Consider the following 20,087-nt stretch of genomic DNA (forward strand, 5'->3'; position numbering starts at 1 on the left):
ACACTGTAAACTAACTTCGCTTTTTTATTGTGACCGTTTTTAATCTCAATTAATCAAAGCTTGAGATCAAAACAAAATTAGACCAAAAAGAAAATCGCCTAAAAATTACTTTTTAGACGACCTCTTTGATATCCTATAATGATTTGTTTTAAAGTTCTGTTTTCATGATAGAACTGATTTGTGAAGCCAATTCTAAACCAATTCTGTCTTGCGCTTCGTTGGTTGCAGCACCTATATGCGGCGTTAATGAAATGTATGGATTCATTAATACTTTGATGGCTGGCGTAGGTTCGTTTTCAAACACGTCCAATCCTGCAAAGCTTAGTTTTTTAGAGTCTAATGCATCAATCAAGGCAACTTCGTCCATAATACCACCACGAGCAGCATTTACAATTCCTGCGCCGTCTTTCATTAAATCAAATTCCTTCTTGCCAATAATGTATTCTTTTTGAGCAGGAACGTGTAATGTAATAAAGTCTGAATGTTGCAAAACGTCTTCCATTGGTTCTGTTTCAATTTCTACATTGATGTATTGTCCATTGTAAAAATCTACTTTGATCGTTCCTTTCCCGATAAATTTATCAGAAGCAATGACTTTCATTCCCAAACCAAGTGCAATTTTTGCTACTTCGCGTCCAATACGACCAAATCCAATAATTCCTAAAGTTTTCCCGCGCAATTCAGTTCCGTTTGCATACGATTTTTTCAAGTCTTTAAATCGCGAATCACCTTCTAAAGGCATATTTCTGTTTGCATCGTGTAAAAAACGAACACCGTTAAACAAGTGTGCAAAAACTAATTCCGCAACTGAACTCGAAGAAGCTGCCGGCGTATTGATCACATGAATTCCTTTTGATCGTGCGTATTCAACATCAATATTATCCATTCCAACACCACCGCGACCAATGATTTTTAAGCTTTCACAAGCATCAATAATGTCTTTACGAACTTTCGTTGCGCTTCTTACTAACAAAGCATTTACTTGATTTTTATTGATGTAGTTGATTAATTGTTCTTGTGCAACTTTTGTAGTGATGACTTCAAATCCGTCTTTTTCTAAAGCGTTAATTCCGCTTTGCGAAATTCCGTCATTTGCTAATATTTTCATTTTTTTTCTAATTGAAAGATTAAATAATTGAACGATTGAAAAATTATGCTTTTTTCTCTAAAGCTTGCATCGTATCAACTAATACTTGAACGCTTTCTAATGGCAATGCGTTATACATCGATGCTCGGTAACCACCAACACTTCTGTGACCGTTAAGTCCGTTAATGCCGGCATCTTTCCACATCGTGTCAAAAGTTTCTTTTAACGCTTCATCTGTTAAGCTAAATGTAGCATTCATCAAACTTCTGTCTTCTTTAGCTACAATACCTTTAAACAATGGATTTCTATCTATTTCATTGTAAAGTAACGCCGCTTTTTGCTCGTTGATTTTTTCAATAGCAGCAATTCCACCTAAGTTTTTTAACCATTCTAGCGTAAGCATCGAAACATACACAGGAAAAACGGCTGGCGTATTGAACATGCTGTCTTTGCTAATGTGTACTTTGTAATCTAACATTGAAGGAATGGTTCTGTTTACCTTTCCTAATATATCTTCTTTTATAACAATTAACGTCGCTCCGGCTGGTCCCATATTTTTCTGCGCTCCAGCGTAAATCAAATCAAATTTTGAAAAATCTAACTGACGCGAAAAGATATCCGAACTCATATCGCAAACCACTGGAACATTTGTTTCGGGGAAACTTTTCATTTGTGTTCCAAAAATGGTATTGTTACTTGTGCAATGAAAATAGTTTGCATCCGCAGGAATTTCGTATCCTTTTGGAACGTATGTAAATCCTTTGTCTTTAGACGAACCAACTTCTATAATTTCACCTAAAAGTTTTGCTTCTTTAATCGCTTTATCACTCCAAGTTCCTGTGTTTAAATAAGCTGCTTTTGTGTCCAATAAGTTGTAGGCAGACATTAAAAATTGCATGCTTGCGCCACCTTGTAAAAAGAGTGCTTTGTATCCTTTTCCTTCTAAACCAAGTAATTCCAATGCTAAACTACGTGCATTTTCCATGACGTTTACAAATGGCTTACTTCTATGTGATATTTCAATTAGTGAAAGATTGTCGTTGTTGAAATTAAGAACCGCTTCTGAAGCTTTTTGCAATACTTCTTGCGGTAAGATGCATGGTCCTGCGCTAAAGTTGTGTTTTTTCATCGTATGTATTTGTCGTGTGTTGTTAATTTGAGCGTAAAGTTCTTAAATTATGAACGAATTGTTGTTATGATTAGGCTAAATAATTTAGTTTGCGCAGATTCATATCTGTCAAAAATAATAAATTACAATGTGTTTCGAGTAATCCATTTTTTTTCTGAAGTATAGAAAAGGTTTTGCGTTAAAAATTTTCGAAGCCTTGGAGAAAATTTAGTAAAAACTTTTCGGTTTTAGTTTTCCAACGAGAAAACTAAAAATACCTGCCAGAAAAAGTGCCTTTTCTTTTGTTTCGTTTTCTTTGGGCAAGCAAAGAAAATGAAAATTAATATTTGATAATGAGATGATTAGAAAAATATTATTTAATTCAAATTAATTAGAAACTCCAAAGTATCTACACCATCAGCATAGTCATGTAATTCAGGATGTTGCGTTTGCCCAAATTCAATTTCATTTGGTACATTTAGATCAGAAACAATACATTGTATTTTGTTTGCGTCTTCGCGCAATTTTTCACGCAGCGAATCCATATCATCGTAATACTCATAAAAAACCGTCGCAATCGGAGACGCGTATTGTTTGTCTTCTTTAATCATGACGAATCCGTTTTCTAAAATATCAAACAGACTCATTAAATAAACCGCTTTGTTATAATCGTAATTGTTGGCGTATTTTGCGCTATTCATAATCTCACTCTTACTATACATTCCTCCGAAAAAGGCTTGAAAGTCATATCCTTTTGGCACAAATAGTTTTGAAACACTTCTACAACCCAATCCGAAATACGTGAATATATCATCGCTTAACGCGATTAATTGTGCTTCCGTTTCGTTTCCTGTTAAGATGGCAACCGAATTTCTATTTTTACGAATGATATTGGGTTTGTTTTTAAAATAGTATTCAAAATAACGCGCCGTATTGTTGCTTCCTGTGGCAATTACGGCATCAAATCCTTCTAGTTTTTCATCTGTAAATGTAATTTTCCCTTTAAAGCTTTCATCTACATATTCTAAGTATTTAGCTAAAAAAGGCAATACGTGTTTATCGTTAGAAGATTGTTTTACCAAAACGTCATGTCCTGAAATTAACACCGATAAAAAATCGTGAAAACCAACTAATGGAATGTTTCCAGCCATGATGATGGCAACTTTTTTTGGTGAAATAGCATCAAACTTGTACCGATTTGTCCAATTTTCAAGATTTTCTTGCTGTAAAGCTTCTGTCCAGTTTCCAATAGCAAAACGAAGATTTTCCTTGTTAAACCAACGATTATTTTCTTCTGTAAGTTTCAGCTGATGCAGCATTCCATCAAAGAAAACATCGTTAAAAGGAATCGTTTTGTCTTGTGTTGGATGTTCCGTTGCGAATTGTTTTAAAAAAGCACCGAGTTTTACAAAAGCGTTAATTCTTTCTGCTAAAGCCATCTGAATTTGTTTATGAATAGTTTTGGCGTTATTTTTGCACTTCGATAAATAAGCCAACGTTTAATATTTGGCGAATTTATAAAACTTTTACCGCATTAGTGGTAGTTCATAAAAAGATTGTAAACGAAAAGAAAAAATAATGGCAATAATTATTACCGACGAATGTATCAACTGTGGTGCTTGCGAGCCAGAGTGTCCAAATACAGCAATTTACGAAGGAGCCGATGATTGGCGTTATGCTGATGGAACTTCTTTAAAAGGCACTGTTGTATTACCAGATGGAAAAGAAGTGAACGCAGACGAAGCACAAGAACCAATTTCAGACGAAATCTATTATATATCTCCAGATAAGTGTACAGAATGTAAAGGATTCCATGAGGAACCACAATGTGCGGCAGTTTGCCCAGTAGATTGTTGTGTGCCTGATGAAGATATTGTAGAAACAGAAGAAGAATTGTTAGGAAAGCAAGCGTTTATGCATCCGGAAGGATAATTGAAATGCAAATGTTGAATTTTTTAATTATTCAATCATTTAATTTATAAAAAAGTAAAAAGCCACTTATAATTATATAAAGTGGCTTTTTTTTGGTTTTGGATTGGTTACTGTTTTTTTTATATATCTTCAAAGCTTACATCCGTAAAACTTCCAGTATCTGTTGTGTTTTCGTCCGTCACTGCATCCGTTGGATATTCTCTTTTGAAATCTTTTTGGTGACGTTCAGAAATGACTTCTTCTCCTTTTTCATCTACAATGTACGCTGTCATTTCATCTAAAATTTCTGTAAATGCAGCAAAATCTTCTTTGTATAGATAAATTTTGTGTTTTTTGTAATGGAAAGACCCATCGTCATTCGTAAACTTTTTGCTTTCTGTAATGGTTAGGTAATAGTCGCCAGCTTTGGTAGCTCTGACATCAAAGAAATAAGTTCTCCTTCCTGCCCTCAGTACTTTAGAGAAAATTTCTTCTTTCTCTAGTAATTCTTTTTCACTCATAATCCCCTTTTTCTAAAATTTAGTTGTTTGTTAATCTCCCTCAAAAATGGAAAAAAAAAATTAACTGAACAACAAAATCTTACAAATCTTTTTCGGAAAGTTGTTTTAAATAGAGCTCTTTAAAATAGCCATCTTCTTCAATAAGATCGTCATAGCTACCATTTTGAATGATGCGTCCATCATCTAGCACGATAATTTTATCAGCATTTTTAGCAGAAGAAATACGGTGACTTACGATGATTGTGGTTTTATTTTCGGTAATACGTTGAATGTTGGTCAATATTTCTTCCTCAGTTTCAGTATCTACGGCAGACAAGCAATCATCCAACAATAAAACATTTGGATCTTTTATGATGGCACGTGCAATAGAAACACGCTGCTTTTGTCCACCACTTAAGGTAATTCCGCGTTCACCAAGAATAGTGTCGTATCCTTTTTTGAACCCTATAATATTTTCATGAACCGATGCAAATTTTGCCGCAGCAATTACTTCTTCTTCCGTGGCATCTTCTTTACCAAACTTAATGTTTTCTTTGATCGTTTCTGAAAATAAGAATGCATCTTGTGGAACAATGCTTATAGCGTTTCGTAAACTATTTAGGTTGAGGTTTTTAATAGCTATTTGGTCAATTTCAATGACACCGTGATCTGTATCATACATTCTGCTGATTAAATCTAAAATAGTAGTTTTCCCAGAACCAGTTTTTCCAACAATTGCTAAAGTTTCACCAGAGTGAAGCGAGAACGAAACATTTTTTAGTGCGGTTATATTGGTATCATCATACGTAAACGAAACATCTTTAAATTCAATATTTCCTTGAATAGGAGTCGCTTCTGCAATTTGATTTTGAATCTCTGGAACCACGTCCAAAAATTCATTGATACGTTTTTGTGATACTTCTGCTTGTTGTACAATAGAAGTTACCCAGCCAATCGTTGCTACTGGCCATGTAAGCATGTTTACATACATGATAAACTCTGCCAAGACACCAAACTCAATTTCACCGTTGATAAACTGTTTTCCGCCAATATAGATGACTAAAATATTACTGGCACCAATTAATAAAATCATCATCGGAAAAAACCAAGCATTTACTTTTACCAAGTCCATGTTTTTCTGTTTTCCTTCTAAAACCATTTCATCAAAGGTTTGTTTGATTTGCGGTTCAATTCCGTAGGCTTTAATTACAGAAACTCCCGAAAATGATTCTTGTGTAAATGTGGATAATTTTGATAAAAACTGCTGTACAATGGTACTTCGTTTCTGAATAGCACGATTCAATTTGTAAATTAAAAATGATAAAATAGGCAATGGAAGTAGCGTATATATTGCCACTTTTGGCGCTGTAATGAACATTAATGGAATCAGACAGGCAAATAACGTAATCGTACGAATACTATACATAATTGCTGGACCTGCGTACATACGCACTTTTCCAACATCTTCACTAATACGATTCATTAAATCTCCTGTACGATTCTTTTTGTAAAAATTTGTAGAGAGGTTTTGATATTGCTGATAGACTTCATTTTTTAAATCATATTCCACATATCGAGAAATATTGATAATCGTCTGACGCATTAAAAATGTAAAAAATGCAGCTAGGGCAGAAGCACCAACGATAATGAGAATGTTCATAAAAAGTTCATCCTTTACAATGGCAAGGTCTGTAATTTCTTTATCAATGTATTTTTGAACAACTGTGAGGGAATTTCCAATAAGTTTTGGAGCGAACAAAGAAAAAACTTGTGCGATGATAGTGATTAATATTCCTAAAAGTAATCGTCCCTTATATTTTATAAAATATTTATTTAAATGCTGTAATTCTTTCATTAGCTATAATTCGCAAACGTTTTTTTTGATTTATTTTGAAAAATATTCATTTTAACAACAACTTTATTGCATAAAATTTAATTATCACTATTTTTGTACTCTAATTTTTATATATAATATAAAAGTAATATAAAGTATATATGGTCTCAGACGTCATAAACGCACATGAATTACACAAGGTAGATCCAGTTTTCGGACAACTGTCTTTTGATAATCACGAACAAGTTGTTTTTTGTAACGACAAAGATACAGGATTAAAAGCAATAATAGGAATCCATAACACAGTTTTAGGACCAGCTTTGGGGGGAACTCGAATGTGGAAATATAATAATGAATGGGAAGCTTTGAATGATGTTCTTCGTTTATCACGCGGAATGACCTTTAAATCAGCAATTACAGGATTAAACCTTGGTGGTGGAAAAGCCGTAATTATTGGAGATGCCAAAACACAGAAGACACCTGAGTTAATGAAAAAGTTTGGTGAATTTGTGCATTCATTAAGCGGACGTTATATAACAGCAGAAGATATCGGAATGGAAACTAGCGATATGGATCTCGTTCGTGATGTAACACCTTATGTAACTGGAATTTCAGAATCTAGAGGTGGCGCAGGAAATCCATCGCCTATTACGGCGTATGGTGTTTTTATGGGAATGAAAGCTGCCGCTAAACATAAATTTGGTTCAGAAGTTTTAGAAGACAGAACTGTATATGTACAAGGAATTGGACATGTAGGAGAAGCGTTAGTGGAGCATTTATCTAACGAAGGAGCCAAAGTAATCATTGCAGACATCAACGAAGAGCGTTTACAAACAGTAAGTAAAACGTACGGAGCAGAAATTTATAGAGGTTCAGATATTTATGCAGAAGACATGGATATTTATGCGCCATGTGCGTTAGGAGCAACCGTAAATGATGGTAGTATTCATAAATTGAAAGCGCAAGTAATTGCAGGTGCCGCTAACAATCAATTGCAAGATGAAATAAAACACGGAGCCATGTTGCGAGATAGAGGAATTGCGTATGCACCAGATTTCTTAATTAACGCTGGTGGAATCATTAATGTATATGCTGAATTAGAAGGATACGGTAAAACCGAAATCATACGTAAAACGGAAAATATTTACAATACTACTTTGGAAATATTTAAACATTCAGAAGAAAATAATTCTACAACACATACTGCTGCATTGAATATTGCATTGGACAGAATTGAAACTAGAAAAAAAGAAGCGAATAAATAGTAGCATTCTTTTAAAATAATTATATTTTTGCGGGGCGAAAGGATTCATTCTTTTCGCCTTTCATTTTTAGTGAAACTTAATTTTGAAAAGTCTGAAAGATGAATTCAAAATTACTAGTTGAACTAATTCCGCTGAAAAGCGGAATCTTATGTTTACTATTTCGATCCTCGTGTCGATTCCTAAAATTTAGGATTTACCCTGGGTTCGTATTTTTTTTAAAATTAAAGTTCTTACTTAGATGCTAACAAGAAGACATATTCGAGTTAAAGTAATGCAGTCCATTTATGCATTGTCACAGTCACAAAGTGATCAGGTTGATAAAGAATTAAAATTTATCAATATGAGTATTGCGAATATGCATGATCTTCATATCCTTACACTAGACTTATTTGTAAAATTAAGCGAATTAGCACAAAAGCAAATTGAGCTTTCAAAAAAGAAATACTTAGCAACTTCTGCGGAAAAAAATCCAAATAAGAAGTTTTTGCAAAACGCTATCATTCAACATTTAATTCAAAATGAAGACTTAAAAGCGGCTGTTTACAATCGCAAATTGAACGATTGGGAATTGAACGACGAATATGTTCGTGTGATATTTGATGCAATGCTTGCCAGCGATATTTATGAGGAATATATGGATTCGGAAGAAACCTCTTATGAAAAAGATCGCACATTTGTGGCAAAATTATTTTCAGAGGTGATTGCGCCAAATGAAAAACTATACGAATATTTTGAAGATCAAAAATTAACATGGCTTGATGATTTACCAGTTGTCAATACGTTAATTCTGAAATCAATCAAGCAATCTAAGCCTGGAAAAGAGCGTATTTTTCTATCAGAATTGTACAAAGATGACGAAGATCGCGAGTTTGTGAAGGATTTATTCATGAAAACAATGTTAAATGATGAGATGTTAACGACTGAAATTCAAGGAAAAACACCCAATTGGGACAAGGATAGAATCGCTAATTTAGATTTAATTGTACTCAAAATGGCGATCTGTGAATTCTTAAAATTTCCTTCAATCCCTGCAAAAGTCACGATAAATGAATATATTGAGCTCGCAAAAGAATATTCTACGTCGAAAAGTAGTATGTTTGTAAACGGAATTTTAGACAAATTAATTAAAGAGTATAAAAAAGAAAATAAGTTAAATAAAATCGGTCGCGGTTTGATGTAACGAAAACAATTATTAAATTTACCCATTCAAAATTTTAAGTACTATGATCAGAAAAGGATTTATTTTATTAGGAGCTATGTCGCTTGTCTTATTCACATCATGTAAAGACGATGCAACGAAAAAAGTAAAAAGCGAAAACGTAGCGCAAGCAGCACAAAGAGATGCAGTAGCAAAAAACTTTGGTGCAATGACTTTTGATAAAACAGAGCATGACTTTGGAACTATTAAAGAAGGTGACCAAGTAGAAACAACTTTTAAGTTTACAAATACTGGAACTTCACCTTTATTAATTACAGGAATTAAAGGAAGTTGTGGATGTACTGTTCCTAACGATTGGCCAAAAGAGCCTATCGCACCAGGAGCTCAAGGAGAATTTACTGTAAAGTATAACTCTACAAACAAGCCAAACCTAAAAACAAATACTGTTACGGTAACGGCTAATACTGAAAAAGGTAGAGAAATTGTACGTATCAAAGCATTTGCTACACCTGACCCAGTGTTAGAAGCAAAAAGAGAAAAGGCTAAAGTAGAAAGAGAAGCTAGAATGAAAGCTCAGCAAGAAGCACAAAAAGCAGCTGGTAAAACAACTACTACTGGTTCAACTCAAACAGGTCACGAAGGACACAACCATTAATTCATACGAAGATTGGAACAATATTTACCAATATTGCTAATGGTAGTCGTAGTATACTTTTTTATACTAGCACCAAGCATTAAAAGACAAAAAAAAGAGAAGAACTTCATGGCATCCATTAAAAAAGGTGATCGAGTGATTACCAAAAGTGGAATTCATGGAAAAATTGTTGAACTTAATGATAAAGACCACACTTGTATAATTGAAACAGGTGCTGGGAAAATTAAGTTTGAGCGCGCAGCACTTTCAGTAGAAGCTACGGCTAAACTCAACAAGCCTTCTTAAAAAACACGCTTACAACAAGCACAAAAAAAGCATCGTGAAAACGATGCTTTTTTGTTTTTTTATATTTTTTAAAAGTATGAAAAGCTCTTATTTATACTTATCATTCAAGCCTTTGCCTTCTAATATCATCGGAATGATTTTTTGAAGTCTACTTTCTTTCGTAGCAACTCTTTTTGCTGTCGTAATATATGTAGCGTATTCTTTTTGATTATAATTTGATAATTTTTCAAATGCAGTCTTTAAACTTGAATTCGCTTCAAAAGCAGTTTTGAGTTCATCGGGAAGAGCAAAGGTGCTGGTTTTGGTCATTACAACCGTTTTCCCATCTTTTTGATATTGTACAGCTTCGTCAATGTAAACTTTTACTAAAGCTTCAGGAATCGCATCTAATGCTGTAAATTTCCAATGGCGCATGGCTTGCGTTTTTCCCTCTTGCGCATTCACTAAAACTTTCGCTTCATCTTTCAATAAAGCACCTTGAAAAAACCACAATCCAACATGTGATTTAAAAGCACTCAATCCAAGAATATTTTTTCCATCAACCGTAAACACCGGAATGTTCCATTTGATCGTTTCTTTAATAGAAGGATTTTTTAGCACTATACTTCGTAACAAACGTAATTTTTCTTCCCATTCGGGAAAATCAGCAATGTATTCATCGACAGAAGCATACTTTTTCATAAAACTTACTTTTTATACTTTTCAGCAGTTAATTCCGTAATCTTTACAATTACATCAATAGCACTTAAAATACTTTCCACAGGAACATATTCATAACGTCCGTGAAAATTATGTCCACCCGCAAAAATATTCGGACACGGCAAGCCCATAAATGATAATTGCGAACCATCTGTTCCACCACGAATAGGTTTGATAAGCGGCGTAATGCCTAATGATTTCATCGCTTCTTCGGCAATGTCAATGATATGAAAAACGGGTTCCACCTTTTCTTTCATATTGTAATATTGATCCTTAATCACCAAGGTTATTGGATCATACGTGTACCGACTATTAATATCTGCCGCAATCTTTTCTAGCAATTCTTTTCGCGCTTCAAACTTGTCTTTATCGTGATCTCTGATGATATATTCCAAAGATGATTCTTCAATACTTCCTTTTGTAGTGTGTAAATGATAAAAACCTTCACGACCCGAAGTTTCTTGTGGAATTTCATGCGCAGGCAATGCATTTATAATTTCGTTTGCAATCAGAATAGAGTTGATCATTTTTCCTTTGGCATAACCTGGATGCACAATTTTACCTTTAATCTCAATTTTTGCACCTGCCGCATTAAAGTTTTCGTATTCTAATTCTCCAATTTGACTTCCATCCATGGTATATGCCCATTCAGCACCAAATTTTGCTACATCAAACTTATGCGCGCCACGACCAATTTCTTCATCTGGTGTAAAGCCAATACGAATTTTTCCATGTTTAATTTCAGGATGCTTGATGAGGTATTCCATAGCAGATACAATCTCGCAAATTCCAGCTTTATCATCTGCGCCAAGCAGTGTTGTTCCGTCAGTGGTGATTAAGGTTTGTCCTTTATACAATAACAAATCTTCAAAATAATCTGGTGAAAGCACAATATTTTGTTCTGCGTTTAGGATAATATCTTTTCCATCGTAATTTGGAACAATTTGCGGTTTTACATTTGCGCCAGTAAAATCGGGCGATGTATCAAAATGTGACACAAATCCAATCGTAGGAACGTCATGATCAACATTACTCGGTAAGGTTGCCATAATGTATGCGTTATCGTCAATCGTAACATCCGACAATCCAATTTGTTTCAATTCAGCTACTAACAAATTAGCTAAATCCCATTGTTTGGCAGTACTTGGTGTTGTTTCTGAAGTTTCATCTGATTCTGTATCAATCGTTACATAACTGATGAATCTATCTATAATATGTTGCATCTGTGATCTTTTTTTCAAAAATAGCGGATTTTTGAATATTCATATAATGTTGGGCTATAATTTTTAAACAATTATGATGCTTTATTATTCCAGTTTAATTCAATTTTGACTCAACTAAAATGAACTATAATTTATCTTTTGTATTTTTTTGGAATAAAAGGATTACTTTAGACCAACTAAAAAAACCCAAATAATATGTTAAAAAATTACTTTATTTTAATGTTGATGACACTCTTGTTTTCAACATTTTCGTATGCCCAAATTACGGGAACAGTCGTAGATGACAGTTCTACACCATTGCTGGGCGTTTCTATTGTTGTGAAAGGAACAACAAAAGGAGCCATCTCTGATTTTGATGGAAACTACAAAATTGATGCAAAACAAGGAGATGTATTAATATTCTCTTATGTTGGTTATGAAACTCAAGAAGTAACCGTAAACGGAACGGTAGTCAATGTAACAATGGTATCCGGACTTGGTTTGGATGAAGTTTTATTGATTGGATCGCGTAATGCAAACAGAACAGCAACAGATACAGCTGTTCCAGTAGATATATTGGACGTTTCTGAATTAAAAGAAAGATCACCGCAAATAACAGTGACAGAAATTTTAAACTATGCTGCGCCTTCTTTTTCATCCAATCCACAAACAATTTCTGATGGAACGGATCACATTGCACCTGCATCTTTAAGAGGTTTAGGACCCGATCAAGTATTGGTGTTAATAAATGGGAAAAGAAGACACAAAACAGCGTTAGTGAATGTAAATGGTACCTTTGGTAGAGGTAGTGTAGGTTCTGATTTATCTGCAATACCATCAAATGCAATTGACAGAATTGAAATTTTAAGAGATGGTGCTGCTGCACAATATGGTTCTGATGCCATTGCAGGAGTTATCAATATCGTTTTAAAGAAAGATACCAATAAACTTCAATTAAGTTTAACAACCGGAGCGAACTTTACAAGCGAAAGTGGACCAGACAAAAACATTGATGGAGAAAAAGTAAACATTGGTGTAAACTACGGACTTCCAATTGGAGACGAAGGTGGTTTTATCAACTTTACAGGAGAATTTAACTTTAGAGGTGCTACAAACAGAATGCAAGAATGGCAAGGACAAATATTCAATGCGTATAATTCTATTGAAAGAGTTGCTGACAATGCAGGATATGATACGTCTTTATTATTAGATGGTGACTTTGATGATATTTTTAACTTTGCAGGTGCTGCCGGAATTACCTTATCAGGAACGGAAACACAAGACGAACTTAGAACGATATTAGGAGCTGATGTTACACAAAGTGAATTAGCCGCTAGAGGACAACAACGTAGTGATTACAACATGAGAGTTGGACAATCGGAACTAAGAGGCGCACAGTTTTTTGGAAACATGGAAATTCCTTTAGGAGAAGATTTAGACTTTTATGCTTTTGGAGGTATCGGATACAAAAATGGAAATGCTGCAGGATTCTATAGATTGCCATATCAAAGTAGAGCGTATACGCCAGCGTATGCTAACGGTTTCTTACCAGAAATTAACTCAAACATAACGGACAAAGCAATTGCTGTTGGTATTAGAGGAAAACTAGGTGACTGGAATGTAGATTTTAGTAACAACTTTGGAAAGAATGCATTTAACTATAGAATTAGTAACTCTAACAATGCTTCTTTAGCAAACTCTACTCCATTTGAAGCAGATTCAGGAGGATTCAATTACAGTGAAAACACAAGTAATGTGGATCTTAGTAAATTTTATGAAGATGTTTTTGCTGGATTCAACGTTGCTTTTGGAGCAGAATACAGAGTAGAAAACTATGCAATCGTAGCTGGAGAAGAAGCTTCGTACGCACAATATAATACATTAGGAAACATTCATGATCCAACTGATCCAACGTCAGTAGTTCCAACAGATTTCTTTGGAAACAGTAGACCAGGAGGAATTCAAGTGTTTCCTGGATTCAAGCCAGAAAATGAAGTAAATGCATTTAGAAACTCTATTGCAGGATACGTTGATGTAGAAGCAGATTTTACGGAATCTTTCATGGTTGCAGCAGCAATACGTTTTGAAGACTTTTCGGATTTTGGAAGCACACTAAATTTCAAATTAGGAACGAGATTAAAAGCTACTGACAATATTAACATTAGAGCAGGATTCCAAACAGGATTTAGAGCACCTTCATTACACCAAATCCATTACAACTCAACGTCTACCATATTTGTAGATGGAGTTCCTAATGAAGTTGGAATTTTCTCAAACACATCTCGTGTAGCGCGATTATTAGGAATAGAAGCATTAAAAGAAGAAACATCTACAGGATTCACTTTAGGTTTCACAGCAAAAATTCCAAGCGCAAACTTAAAACTTACCATCGATGGATATCTTATCAATATTGATGATAGAGTTGTCTTAACTGGTCAGTTTGACGATAATGGAAATGCAGAATTAGCAAGTTTATTTGCGCAAGCAAACGCAAGTAGAGCCGCTTTCTTTGCAAACGCAGTGGATACACAAACAAAAGGAATTGATATTGTTGTAGATCATAAAGTAACGTTATCTGACAATTTAAGATTGACAAATACGCTAGCATTTACATTCTCAGAAACTTCTGTAGAAAGTGTAATAATTCCATCTGCAGTAGCAAATGCAGGGTTATCTGACACCTATTTTGATGCAACAAGTAGAATATTTTTAGAATCTTCTGTGCCAAGAACAAAAGGTAACTTATCACACAATCTTAAAATAGGAGACAAGTGGAACATCTTTTTAAGAAATAGTTACTTTGGAGAAGTAGAAGAAGCTACAAACAATACGGATCCAACTGTAGAAAGACTTTATGCTGGTAAAATTGTAACAGACTTAAGTTTTGGATACAGTGTAAACGAAAACTTAAAAGTAACTGTTGGAGCAAACAACTTATTAGATGTGTATCCAGATGAATCTGATGCAGCATTTCAATCAAGTGGTAGATTCTTATATTCTAGACGTTCTACTCAGTTTGGAACAAACGGAAGACACGTTTTTGCACGATTAAGTTTATCTTTATAAGAACAAAATATTTTAATACTATTGAAAAGGCTCCAATTTTGGAGCCTTTTTTTATACTATTTTTTGTGTAGATGACTAAGCCGCTTTAGAAATCTACAAGCCAAGTGAGGTGAAAATGATTTTTTTATTTTTCGAACCTACTCAACGCTGAGAATTAATTTTTTACTAGCTCAGAAAAACGAACCCCAAGGACGCTTTAAATGATTTTTTTAATTTTGGCTAGTGCAAGTTGGGTTTTCAGATTCTCTGGCAAAGCAGTCACCCGAAGGACAATCATTCGAAATGCATTCAAGAGCATTGCAACTTTGCCAAATTCCAGTAATTGCGCTACTTCCTCCATTAAGTACTTGACCATGGATTTTAGAGATTGATCTCTTGTTAAGCGATAAAGATGATAAATTCTTTTTTTTCATAATTAATAAATTTATTTGGTTTGTGATCTTAAAGTAAGAAAAAAGATTACAATTAGAAAGTTTAATAACTCTGTTTTTATGAATTATAAGTATAATAAAAGAGGTAAATTACTTCAATAAGACTAGAGGAATAGGTGCTTTATAAAATAGAGACCTATATAACTTAATGAAAGTTTCAAAAAGAAATAACTTTTAAAATAAAATACGAAGTAAAAATATTTGTCTTCTAAAAATTAGATTATTTTTGCACAAACAATACAACATGTACCAATTTCTTGTAAAACCTATACTTTTTCGCTTTGATCCTGAAAAAGTGCATCATTTTACCTTTTCACTCATCCGAACACTTTCTAAAATTCCTTTCATGAAAAACATTTTCAGAGGAATGTATTGTGTAAATGATAAACGTTTAGAACGTACGGTTTTTGGCTTAACGTTTAAAAATCCTGTCGGTTTAGCTGCCGGATTTGACAAAGATGCAAAACTCTACAATGAACTCTCAAACTTTGGATTTGGTTTTATCGAAATCGGAACATTGACACCGAAACCGCAAGAAGGAAATCCTAAAAAACGATTATTCCGCTTAAAGCAAGACGAAGCCATCATCAACCGTATGGGATTCAATAATGGTGGCGTTCATGATGCGGTGACACGTTTAAAGAAAAACAAAGGTGTCTTAATTGGTGGAAACATCGGGAAGAATAAAATTACACCAAACGAAAGTGCGGTGGAAGATTACAAAATCTGTTTTGAAGCCTTATTTCCACATGTAGATTACTTTGTGGTGAATGTAAGTTCGCCAAACACGCCAAACTTACGCGCATTACAAGACAAAGAACCGTTGACAAAGTTACTAATGACGTTGCAAACGATGAATGATGCGAAAGATGCTCCAAAACCAATTTTACTAAAAATTGCTCCCGATTTAACCAACGAGCAACTAGAAGACATCATAGAAATCATTGCTGAAACAAAAATTGCAGGTGTCATTGCTACAAATACCACGATTTCTCGTGAAGGTTTACAATCGCCAGACAAAGAAGAAATGGGCGGATTAAGTGGAAAACCATTAACAAATCGTTCTACGGAAGTCATTCGCTTCTTAGCAGAAAAAAGCAACAAAGCCTTTCCAATCATTGGAGTAGGAGGAATTCACTCTGCGGAAGATGCATTAGAAAAACTAGCAGCTGGTGCAGACTTAGTACAACTCTACACAGGGTTTATATACGAAGGTCCAAAACTCATCAAAGACATCAACAAGAAAATTCTTCAAGAATTATAATAATACTTTCAATAAAAAAAGTCCAATGAATTGTATTTCATTGGACTTTTTTTTATCCTAATTTTCTTTATTCAGAAGCTTCTTCAGGTGCTTCATCTTGCTGCTTATTTTTTCCTATAAAAAACAGTACAATACCTACGACAATCATTCCAATTCGGATTGCCCAACCTGTGGTTTCTCCCCAACTATCAATCCACATCAAAAGCTTGAATTGCATTTCAAAAAAATATAAAATAATGGAGCCAGCCCCAAAAATTGCTAAGTACGTACCGATAGTTTTCATAAATATTTGATTATTAGTTAAACTAAATATATAAAAAATATGGAACTAATTAGTAGTATTGGTTTCTGTGATGTTTAGGTGTTTATCGAGTATATTTTGCTATCTATTTACAAGTCAGGTGAATATGTGAATAAAAGGTATAAATTATAATAATAACTTTTTAACTACAATTCCTCTTTCTGATTGTAATTTAATAAAATACAAGCCGTCTTTTAATGTTGGAAAAGAAAAATTATACATAGCTTTCTTTGTGGGAGTTGCATACTGCTTCACCATAGTTCCCAAGGAATTATACACTTCAATCTGTTGAATATTTTCTCGGTTTGTATTGTGAATTTGAATTGATTTACTAGCTGCATCTGTGCTAATGTGAATCGTTGATTGTGTATCAATATCGTCTATTCCCAAAGAAACTAATGATACGGTAAGTGTGCCAACTTTTGCATTGGAAAAAGGAGCGATATTCTGTAAACTCGTAATTGGTTGTTGTGGTACCGTTTCAGGATTTGCAAAAGAATACGTGGTGCCTTCTTCAGTTCCTGCGTCATACGGATACAAATCCATAACAATACTCGGAATCCAATCGCCATTAATATCAATAATGGACAAGCTATTCACTTGAATGATCCAATCAGGACTAGGCGCAATCATCGATGCTAACGAAAGCAACGGAAAATCTTTATCAACCGTAATAGCTACGGAAGCACTACTTGTTGGCGAAAATGATGCAAAAGGTTGATCAATTGCTACATCTGCGTTTCCTGCCATAATTGCATTTTGTACTTCCAAATTAAAATCGTCATCTATGCCGCCTTCTGCCACGTTTTCGATTCCTAAAGTTGCTAGTGTTCCAGGAGCTACAAAAACAATACTGTTATTATGTGTAGCGCCTACCAAATCTGACCAATGGGCACTTGACGGAAAATTTGCAATAGGATGTGTTGTGTTGCTCCAAGTACCTTGAAATGTAACGGTATAATTAGCCGTTTGCGTTTGTGCAAAAAGGGAGTTTGAAGTTGAGAGAAAAAATAAAATATAAAAGGTAATTCGCGAAATAAAATAGAAATTTTTCATGGCAAGATGGACATTGTTTACTAAACAAGTCGTAAAAGTGATGTCTTCATTACTAATAGCGACAATTAACTTCAATTCGAGAAATAAAATATACATAACGAATTCTTTTTCCGCAGTGTAGTAGCTATTTTTCGTTAAGAATTTTTGAAGCCTTGGAGAAAATTTAGAAAAATAGATGCGGTTTTAGCTTTTTCTGCTAAAAACACCTCTGGGAAAAGCGCACTTTCTTTTGTTGAAGCCTGTGCTGAACTTGATTCAGTATTCTTTGTGCGAGCAAAGCAAAAGAGAATAAAAGTTTAATAAAGGTAAATTTAATTCATTTTGTTCTTGAATAATTATTGAGGTTCTTATTAACAGAAGTTAAATTGAACTCATATTTGTTAAATTAAAAAAACATATTTTTATACACTCAAAAAATTGCCATATTGAATATAGAAATACTCATAGGATTTGTCACTGCAACGACACTCTTAGCACTTACACCAGGTCCCGACAATATCTATGTATTAATGCAAAGTATTGTAAACGGTCGTAAATACGGAATTGCCACAGTTTTAGGACTCATGACAGGTTGTATCATTCATACATCTGTGGTTGCGTTTGGTGCTTCAACAATTCTCAAACAAAATCCTACTCTATTTTTCATTATCAAACTATTTGGCGCATTGTATTTACTATATCTTGCGTACAAGGTATTTAATAGTTCAGGCGATATTGAATTAGGAAACGGCGCAATTCCCAAAAAAAGCGTCTTCCAATTATTCAAACAAGGGTTCATCATGAATGTGCTCAATCCGAAAGTGACACTCTTCTTCTTAGCTTTATTCCCTGGGTTTCTTTTTAGTGATACGATGAGTGAAGTTATTCAATTTTACATTTTAGGATTCCTTTTTATCGTAGTGTCTTTTATTATCTTTAGTGGAATTGCCATCTTAGCAGGAATCATTTCGGATACGATTAAAAAAAATAAAAACATCGGAATCTATCTCAAATGGGTACAAATTATTGTGTTTGTTGGAATTGCTGCATACATTATGATCACTTAATATGATTCAATTTAAAATTTTGTGGAAATGGGTAGTGATCTTCTCACTAGGATTTGTGGTATGTACAATTGTAGGTACACAAACTCACGAATTAGGACATGCAGCAGTAGCACAAAGTCTAGGATACGAAACAGAATTGTATTATGGAAGTATGACGTATTATCACAAAGGATATTTTGAAGATGCAGATGTAAAAAAACTAGATGCATTTTATGATAGGAATGGTTCGTTTAAAAATTTTACTGAAGCTGACAAAAAACATGCGGATCAACTACAAGCGATTATTGATGAAAAATTTCCATACAATGAAACACATAGCTTCTTAGTCACACTTGGCGGTCCATTACAAACAATCCTAACTTCTTTTTTAGGACTTTTCATTCTGACTTATAGGAAATCAAAAAAACGTAGGGAATTCAAGCGATACGATTGGATTGCAATCTTTCTATCACTCTTTGTACTGCGTGAAGTATTCAATACGTTTATGGCTACGGTATCCTATTTTATAAATGGAACTAATAATTTTCATGGCGATGAATTTAGGATTTCAAGTTATTTAGACGTTCATCAATGGAGCATTCCTATACTAACAGGAGTGTTTGGAACTATAATAGCTGTGTATGTAATCTTTAAAATAATTCCATTAAAATACAGATTCACGTTCATTATTTCTGGGTTTTTGGGAAGCATTTCAGGATTTATTTTATGGTTTAACTATTTAGGTCCTTGGCTGTTTTCTCAATAAGAAACATTACTTATTTTTATTTAATTAATTGATAGTGAGTATATTGAGTGTTATTTATTGCAATGATGTTTTATAAAACCTCACAAGCTTAAGTTTGTTTTCTTCATTAATTGTTATTGATTTGTTTTCATAAACTAACTATTTAAACTTAGACATTATGAAGAAAAAAAATTTAAAAGCATTGACATTAAAGAAGAAGACAGTTAGTGATTTACAAGAAATCATAAGAGGTGGAGCTGATGCTTCAGGAGCTTTATCTTGTAAGCCAGCGGATCCAGAACCTGTAACTAGATTAGGACAAGGTGGATGTAGAGACACAAGAGTGAATTGGTGCGACTCACGATTTGGAGGTTGCCAATCGTACTATTGTGGATAATACAGTAGAGTATAAAAGCGAGCACAATGCTCGCTTTTTTTTATTGCTTATTCTATTTAAAAAAAATTTCCTAAAACGTTTTCGTTGATTATCTTTG

At 34.0% G+C, this 20,087-nt stretch carries 20 protein-coding genes; 11 read left to right on the plus strand and 9 right to left on the minus strand.

From position 1 onward, the window contains the following. Positions 1-148: 148 nt before the first annotated feature. The 3 genes from H2O64_RS21840 to H2O64_RS21850 form a co-directional block, all read right to left on the minus strand. Positions 149-1,108: a D-2-hydroxyacid dehydrogenase gene (locus H2O64_RS21840; protein ID WP_187564369.1), complete on the minus strand. Its 960-nt coding sequence runs from the start codon at positions 1,106-1,108 to the stop codon at positions 149-151. Between the two features lie 43 nt (positions 1,109-1,151). Next, entirely contained in the window at positions 1,152-2,216 is a 1,065-nt protein-coding gene (serC, locus tag H2O64_RS21845; RefSeq protein WP_187564370.1) for a 3-phosphoserine/phosphohydroxythreonine transaminase, read from the minus strand. A gap of 356 nt (positions 2,217-2,572) precedes the next feature. Then, positions 2,573-3,634 carry an acyl-CoA reductase gene (locus H2O64_RS21850; protein ID WP_187564371.1) on the minus strand — a complete coding sequence of 354 codons (1,062 nt, stop codon included), beginning with the start codon at positions 3,632-3,634 and terminating at the stop codon, positions 2,573-2,575. Positions 3,635-3,773: 139 nt separating this feature from the next. Here H2O64_RS21850 and H2O64_RS21855 point away from each other — a divergent pair, with 139 nt between their 5' ends. Next, entirely contained in the window at positions 3,774-4,127 is a 354-nt protein-coding gene (locus H2O64_RS21855; protein ID WP_187564372.1) for a 4Fe-4S dicluster domain-containing protein, read from the plus strand. Between the two features lie 119 nt (positions 4,128-4,246). Here the strand turns inward: H2O64_RS21855 and H2O64_RS21860 are convergent, their stop codons facing one another. Together H2O64_RS21860 and H2O64_RS21865 are read right to left on the minus strand one after the other, a co-directional pair. Beyond that, entirely contained in the window at positions 4,247-4,627 is a 381-nt protein-coding gene (locus tag H2O64_RS21860; protein ID WP_187564373.1) for a PUR family DNA/RNA-binding protein, read from the minus strand. Positions 4,628-4,706: 79 nt separating this feature from the next. Further along, entirely contained in the window at positions 4,707-6,461 is a 1,755-nt protein-coding gene (locus tag H2O64_RS21865) for an ABC transporter ATP-binding protein (protein WP_187564374.1), read from the minus strand. Positions 6,462-6,601: 140 nt separating this feature from the next. On the opposite strand from H2O64_RS21865, the gene H2O64_RS21870 reads away from it, so the two are divergent. The 4 genes from H2O64_RS21870 to yajC all read left to right on the plus strand — a co-directional run bounded on the left by H2O64_RS21870 (position 6,602) and on the right by yajC (position 9,804). Further along, the gene (locus H2O64_RS21870) at positions 6,602-7,705 is read left to right on the plus strand and encodes a Glu/Leu/Phe/Val family dehydrogenase (RefSeq protein ID WP_235982999.1); all 1,104 of its coding nucleotides are present in this window, start codon (positions 6,602-6,604) and stop codon (positions 7,703-7,705) included. A gap of 271 nt (positions 7,706-7,976) precedes the next feature. Continuing rightward, positions 7,977-8,885 (plus strand): transcription antitermination factor NusB, encoded by a 909-nt coding sequence (gene nusB / locus H2O64_RS21875; protein ID WP_187564375.1) that lies wholly within the window; start codon positions 7,977-7,979, stop codon positions 8,883-8,885. 43 nt (positions 8,886-8,928) lie between these two features. Continuing rightward, positions 8,929-9,519 (plus strand): DUF1573 domain-containing protein, encoded by a 591-nt coding sequence (locus H2O64_RS21880; protein WP_187564376.1) that lies wholly within the window; start codon positions 8,929-8,931, stop codon positions 9,517-9,519. A 12-nt stretch (positions 9,520-9,531) separates the two neighbouring features. Next, positions 9,532-9,804, plus strand: coding sequence for a preprotein translocase subunit YajC (yajC, locus tag H2O64_RS21885; RefSeq protein WP_262890657.1), 273 nt, complete (start codon positions 9,532-9,534; stop codon positions 9,802-9,804). Positions 9,805-9,891: 87 nt separating this feature from the next. On the opposite strand, the gene H2O64_RS21890 is transcribed toward yajC, so the two are convergent. Both H2O64_RS21890 and pepT read right to left on the minus strand, forming a co-directional pair. Continuing rightward, a complete protein-coding gene (locus H2O64_RS21890) occupies positions 9,892-10,485 on the minus strand; it encodes a YdeI/OmpD-associated family protein (protein ID WP_187564377.1) in 594 nt (197 codons plus the stop codon). A 5-nt stretch (positions 10,486-10,490) separates the two neighbouring features. After that, entirely contained in the window at positions 10,491-11,726 is a 1,236-nt protein-coding gene (pepT, locus tag H2O64_RS21895; RefSeq protein WP_187564378.1) for a peptidase T, read from the minus strand. A 195-nt stretch (positions 11,727-11,921) separates the two neighbouring features. On the opposite strand from pepT, the gene H2O64_RS21900 reads away from it, so the two are divergent. Together H2O64_RS21900 and H2O64_RS21905 are read left to right on the plus strand one after the other, a co-directional pair. After that, positions 11,922-14,771: a TonB-dependent receptor gene (locus H2O64_RS21900; protein ID WP_187564379.1), complete on the plus strand. Its 2,850-nt coding sequence runs from the start codon at positions 11,922-11,924 to the stop codon at positions 14,769-14,771. Between the two features lie 675 nt (positions 14,772-15,446). After that, positions 15,447-16,466, plus strand: coding sequence for a quinone-dependent dihydroorotate dehydrogenase (locus H2O64_RS21905; protein ID WP_187564380.1), 1,020 nt, complete (start codon positions 15,447-15,449; stop codon positions 16,464-16,466). 67 nt (positions 16,467-16,533) lie between these two features. Here H2O64_RS21905 and H2O64_RS21910 read toward each other — a convergent pair whose 3' ends face one another. Together H2O64_RS21910 and H2O64_RS21915 are read right to left on the minus strand one after the other, a co-directional pair. Then, positions 16,534-16,749 (minus strand): hypothetical protein, encoded by a 216-nt coding sequence (locus tag H2O64_RS21910; RefSeq protein WP_187564381.1) that lies wholly within the window; start codon positions 16,747-16,749, stop codon positions 16,534-16,536. 144 nt (positions 16,750-16,893) lie between these two features. Continuing rightward, complete coding sequence (locus H2O64_RS21915; protein WP_187564382.1) at positions 16,894-17,919, minus strand: spondin domain-containing protein; 1,026 nt, start codon at positions 17,917-17,919, stop codon at positions 16,894-16,896. Positions 17,920-17,967: 48 nt separating this feature from the next. Between H2O64_RS21915 and H2O64_RS21920 the strand changes: the two genes are divergently transcribed. From H2O64_RS21920 to H2O64_RS21935, 4 genes are all read left to right on the plus strand, one after another. Further along, positions 17,968-18,123, plus strand: a complete 156-nt coding sequence (locus H2O64_RS21920) for a hypothetical protein (RefSeq protein WP_187564383.1) — start codon at positions 17,968-17,970, stop codon at positions 18,121-18,123. A 125-nt stretch (positions 18,124-18,248) separates the two neighbouring features. Further along, entirely contained in the window at positions 18,249-18,869 is a 621-nt protein-coding gene (locus H2O64_RS21925) for a LysE family translocator (protein ID WP_187564384.1), read from the plus strand. A gap of 1 nt (position 18,870) precedes the next feature. After that, the gene (locus H2O64_RS21930) at positions 18,871-19,614 is read left to right on the plus strand and encodes a hypothetical protein (RefSeq protein WP_187564385.1); all 744 of its coding nucleotides are present in this window, start codon (positions 18,871-18,873) and stop codon (positions 19,612-19,614) included. Between the two features lie 157 nt (positions 19,615-19,771). After that, positions 19,772-19,990, plus strand: a complete 219-nt coding sequence (locus H2O64_RS21935; RefSeq protein WP_187564386.1) for a hypothetical protein — start codon at positions 19,772-19,774, stop codon at positions 19,988-19,990. The last annotated feature ends 97 nt before the right edge of the window (positions 19,991-20,087 follow it).

This window comes from Kordia aestuariivivens (genome assembly GCF_014397005.1).
Classification (GTDB): Bacteria; Bacteroidota; Bacteroidia; order Flavobacteriales; family Flavobacteriaceae; genus Kordia; species Kordia aestuariivivens.